Raw genomic sequence first — 3,943 nt, 5'->3', positions numbered from 1 at the left:
TGGTGGCGTGGCTGCTGTCGGGGCCGCTGACCCTGCTGCGCTGCGGGGACGAACTCGCCGCGGCGGCCGGGCTGTCGGCCCCGCGTGCCCGGACGGCGGCCCTGCTGTGCGCGGTGGCGCTGACGGCGGGCGCGGTGGCCTCGGTGGGCGCGCTGGGCTTCGTGGGGCTGCTCGTCCCGCACGTCGCGGTGGCGGTGTTCGGCGCCGACAGCAGCCACGCCACCACGAGCCAGGGCAGCGCCCACGGCCACAGCAGATGCCAGTGCTCCCACACCCGGCCCTCGGTGCTGCCGACCAGCCACTGCACGACACTGCCGAGTTCACCCGGCGCCACCAGCAGCACCATCGCGGTGAGCCCGCCGAGCACCGCCGAGACCAGCACCCCGTGCACCGCGGTCCGTTCCGGGTCACCCCCGCCCCGGCCGGTCAGCAGCCACAGCAGCCCCGCCCCGGCGCAGCCGCCCGCGCACGCGGCGACGACCACGGCGAACGGCGACTGCCACCCCGCGAGCCCGAGCCCCGTCGCGGTGACGGCGCCGAGCACCGCGCCCGGCGTCACCCCGGTGACCTCGGGACCGGCCAGCGGATTGCGCAGGGCCGACTGGAGGACCAGCCCGGCCACGCCGAGACAGGCGCCCGCGCCGAGGGACACGAGCATGCGGGGCAGCCGCAGCTGGAACAGCACATGGCGTTCCAGCGCGTCGCCCCCGCCGCCCAGCACCTCCCCGACCACGCCCGGGGACATGGCCCGCCCGGCCAGCAGCGAGGCCCCCGCGGCCAGCATCAGCAGTGCGCCCAGCACGCCGAAGCGCCAGGCGACCGTCAGCCGCCCTCCCGGAGCCGTCCGGCTCGTCTCCCTCATCGTGTCCTCCGCAGCAGTGCCACCCCGGCTCGTCCGGTCCTCCGTGGCGGTGCCACCCCGGTTCATCGCGTCCTCCGCAGCAGTGCCACTCCCGCCGGGACGCCGAGCAGCGCCGTCCAGGCGCCGGCCGGCGTCTCCACGGGTGCCAGGGCGAGCCGGGCCGGTACGTCGGCGACGGCCACCACGGCCGCCCCCCACCCCGCCGACCACGGCAGCCAGCGCACCGCGTCGGAGCGCGGGTTGAGGCGCCGGGCCAGATGCGGGGCGAGGAAACCGACCCATGCCACCGGACCGCACACGGCGGTCACCGGGGCGATCAGCACCACGGCGACGGCGAGCGCCGCGAACCGCGCCCGGTGCACCCGCACCCCCAGCGCCTCGGCGTCGTCGTCGCCGAGCCGCAGCACCGCGAGCACCGGCGCGCACAGCACCAGCGCGGGGACCGCGATCAGCAGCCACGGCCACAGCCCGGTCACGTCCTCCCAGGTGCGGGCGGAGAGCGAGCCGAGCAGATAGCGGTAGATCAGCTGGAGGTCGAGCTGGTCGGCCATCACCATGAGCACCAGCAGCGCCGCCTGCAACGCGGCGGCGACCGCGGCCCCGGTGAGCAGGACGGCGGAGGGGCTGCGCCCCAGCCCGGCCGCCAGCAGGGTCAGTCCGCCGCCGAGCACGGCACCGCCGATGGCCAGCAGGGGCTGGACGGCCGCGGGCACCGCGACCGCCAGCACCAGGGGCGCGGCGACCCCGAGGGCCGCCCCCGAGGACACGCCCAGCATCTCGGGGACGGCCAGCGGATTGCGCAGCGCCTCCTGGAGCACCAGTCCCGCCGCTCCCAGGCAGGCACCCGCGACGAGCGCCAGCACCAGCCGGGGCACCCGCAGTTCGGTGACGACGACCCGGGCGATCTCGTCACCGCCGAACAGCCGGTGCGGCGGGACGTAGGGCGTGCCGAGGCACAGCGCGCACCAGGACGCCACGACGAGCAGCACGGCCAGGGCGGAGAGCTGTGCCCAGCGGCGTGCTCCCGGCCGTCGCGGCCCCGGCGGAACGGCGGAGGGCGCCCCCGCGGCCGGTTCCAGGATCCCGGTGGGCGTGCTCACCGCAGCGCGGCCACGGCCTCGTCGAGGACGAGCCCCAGGGAGCGGGTGCCGCGCCCCTTGGCCCAGACCTCGGAGTCGACCTCGTGGACGTCCCCGTTCTCGACGGCCGGGATCTTGCCCCACAGCGGGTTCTCCGCCAGCTTCTCCGAGAGCTTGCCGTCCGGTTCGCCGAAGCTCATCGTCTCGACGAACAGCACGTCCACGCCCTGCGCGAGGATTTCCTCCAGGCTGTAACTGCCCTCCACCCCACGAGACTTCCAGGGGTACTCGGCGAGCTTCGGGAAGAGGCCGGCGACCACGTCGGTGCCCGGGGTGGCGACGCCGAAGTTCTCGTCGCTGCCGTAGATGATCAACGCGGTCCTGTCGCTCCTGTTCCGCTCGGCCTCGGCGAGCTTGGTGCGGAAGGCCCGTTCCGCCTTCTCGCCCTGAGCGGTACGGCCGGTGAGGGCGGCGACGTCGCGCAGATAGCCCACGCTGTCCTGCCACTTGGCGGGCTGCATGGGCCAGAACGTGGTGGCGCCCTTCAGCGCGGGGGCGAGTTTGCCGTGGGTGTCCTCCAGCCCGATCACCAGGTCGGGCTTGTGGGAGAGGATCGCCTCCACCTCGGGGGCGATGAAGCCGCCGGGGATGATGTCGACCTGCTTCGCCCTCTCGGCGCCCAGGAAGTCCGGGTGGGCGAGGAGTTGGCTGTTGGTGGCGACGGGCAGGATGCCCAGTTCGGTGAGGATGTCGTCGCAGAGCGCCACCAGGCAGACGATGCGCTCCGGCCGCTGCTCCAGGGAGACGGTCACGCCGCGCGCGTCCGTCAACTGCTGTGTCTCCTTGATGGGTTCGACCGTGACGTCGGTCACCTCGGTCTTCGCGCCGCCGGCCTTCGCCTCGCCCTCGGTGGAGGAATCGGCGGTGGCGCCGCATCCCGCCAGGACGGAACCCAGGATGACGGCGGCCAGTCCGCGCCGTACGGCCCTCAAGGGTGAGCGCAGCATCGGTGCCCTCGTTTCTTCTCGTGGTCCGGAAACGCACCGACCATACATGATAATCATTTTCAGTCATGCTCGATGTGCCGACGGAGGACCGCCGATGACGACCGAACCCCTGCTCCTGGTCTCCGACCACCTGGAGGGCAGCGTGCACCTCGTGACCGTGCCGGACGGCACCGAGGCGGGCCGGCTGCCGGGCCGTCACCTCTCGGAGCACGCCGGCTTCCTGACGCTTCCCGAGGGCCGGGTGGCCTGCGTCGACGACCGCCGGGGCGAACTCCTCGTGCTCGATCCGTACGGCCGCCGGCTCGTGGCGGCCGCGATACCGGTGGCGGTACCGGCCGAGCACCTCGCCACCGACCCCTCCGGGCGATGGGTGGCCGTCACCACCGGACTCGGCAAGAACACCGCCCCCTGGTCGGACCTGCTCACGGTCGTGGATCTGGCCACCGGCGAGACCGCCCGCGTCCGCACCCGCGTCGGCGAACCCGGCGTGACGGTGCTCGGCTCCGGCGAACCGCTCGTCGTCCTCCGGCACCGCGAACCCGGCGCCCTGGCCGTCCACCCGCTCGCCGACCTGCTCGCCGCACCGCCCGGCTGCCCGTCCGTCACCCCGGCCGCCTGCCTGCCCCTCCCGGACGACGGACACGGCGACGCCCAGGACCCGCGCCACGCCCGGCTCTTCGCCGCCACCGGCGACGGCGTGCACCGGGCCCGGCGGGACGGCGGCAGTCTGGTGCCGGAAGCGCCGATCCCGTGGGACGCGCCCGGCCGCGGCTGGTACCTACGGCTGGACCCGCACCGGCGAGCCCTCTGGTCCACCCTGCGCGGCGGCCCCGCGGACCCGCTGCGCTGGCCGGAATGGACCAACCAGGCGTGGCGCCACGACCTGGACACCCACACCACGGCCCGGACCGAGCTCGGCCCCGGACTCGTCTTCCGGCTCGCCCTGGCCCGCGCCCACACCGCGTTCGCCCGCATCCACCCCGACGGCGACGAAC

3 protein-coding genes and 2 pseudogenes are annotated in these 3,943 nt (G+C 74.8%); 2 read left to right on the top strand and 3 right to left on the bottom strand.

Features of this window, described 5'->3' with window-relative positions; genetic code table 11:
• Positions 1 to 2: 2 nt before the first annotated feature.
• Positions 3 to 158: pseudogene (locus tag CCN42_RS36405) on the top strand (iron chelate uptake ABC transporter family permease subunit); the annotation flags it as partial.
• Positions 159 to 262: 104 nt separating this feature from the next.
• Here CCN42_RS36405 and CCN42_RS36400 read toward each other — a convergent pair.
• From CCN42_RS36400 to CCN42_RS36390, 3 genes and pseudogenes are all read right to left on the bottom strand, one after another.
• Positions 263 to 745, bottom strand: a pseudogene (locus tag CCN42_RS36400) (iron chelate uptake ABC transporter family permease subunit); the annotation flags it as partial.
• Positions 746 to 924: 179 nt separating this feature from the next.
• Positions 925 to 1,857 (bottom strand): FecCD family ABC transporter permease, encoded by a 933-nt coding sequence (locus tag CCN42_RS36395; RefSeq protein ID WP_086741608.1) that lies wholly within the window; start codon positions 1,855 to 1,857, stop codon positions 925 to 927.
• 101 nt (positions 1,858 to 1,958) lie between these two features.
• A complete protein-coding gene (locus CCN42_RS36390) occupies positions 1,959 to 2,948 on the bottom strand; it encodes an ABC transporter substrate-binding protein (RefSeq protein WP_211294875.1) in 990 nt (329 codons plus the stop codon).
• A 94-nt stretch (positions 2,949 to 3,042) separates the two neighbouring features.
• Here CCN42_RS36390 and CCN42_RS36385 point away from each other — a divergent pair.
• The coding region (locus CCN42_RS36385; protein ID WP_086741606.1) for a hypothetical protein at positions 3,043 to 3,943 on the top strand (901 nt) is incomplete at its 3' end.

It is taken from the genome of Streptomyces glaucescens, from assembly GCF_002154375.1.
Taxonomy (GTDB): Bacteria; Actinomycetota; Actinomycetes; order Streptomycetales; family Streptomycetaceae; genus Streptomyces; species Streptomyces glaucescens.
Note: the sequence above shows the minus strand (reverse complement) of the source record. Positions and strands in the feature narration are given on the sequence as shown.

What these genes read in the sequence shown, in the direction of transcription:
- CCN42_RS36390 (WP_211294875.1), bottom strand. Translation starts at nt 2,948, where the DNA reads ATGCTGCGCTCACCCTTGAGGGCCGTACGGCGCGGACTGGCCGCCGTC.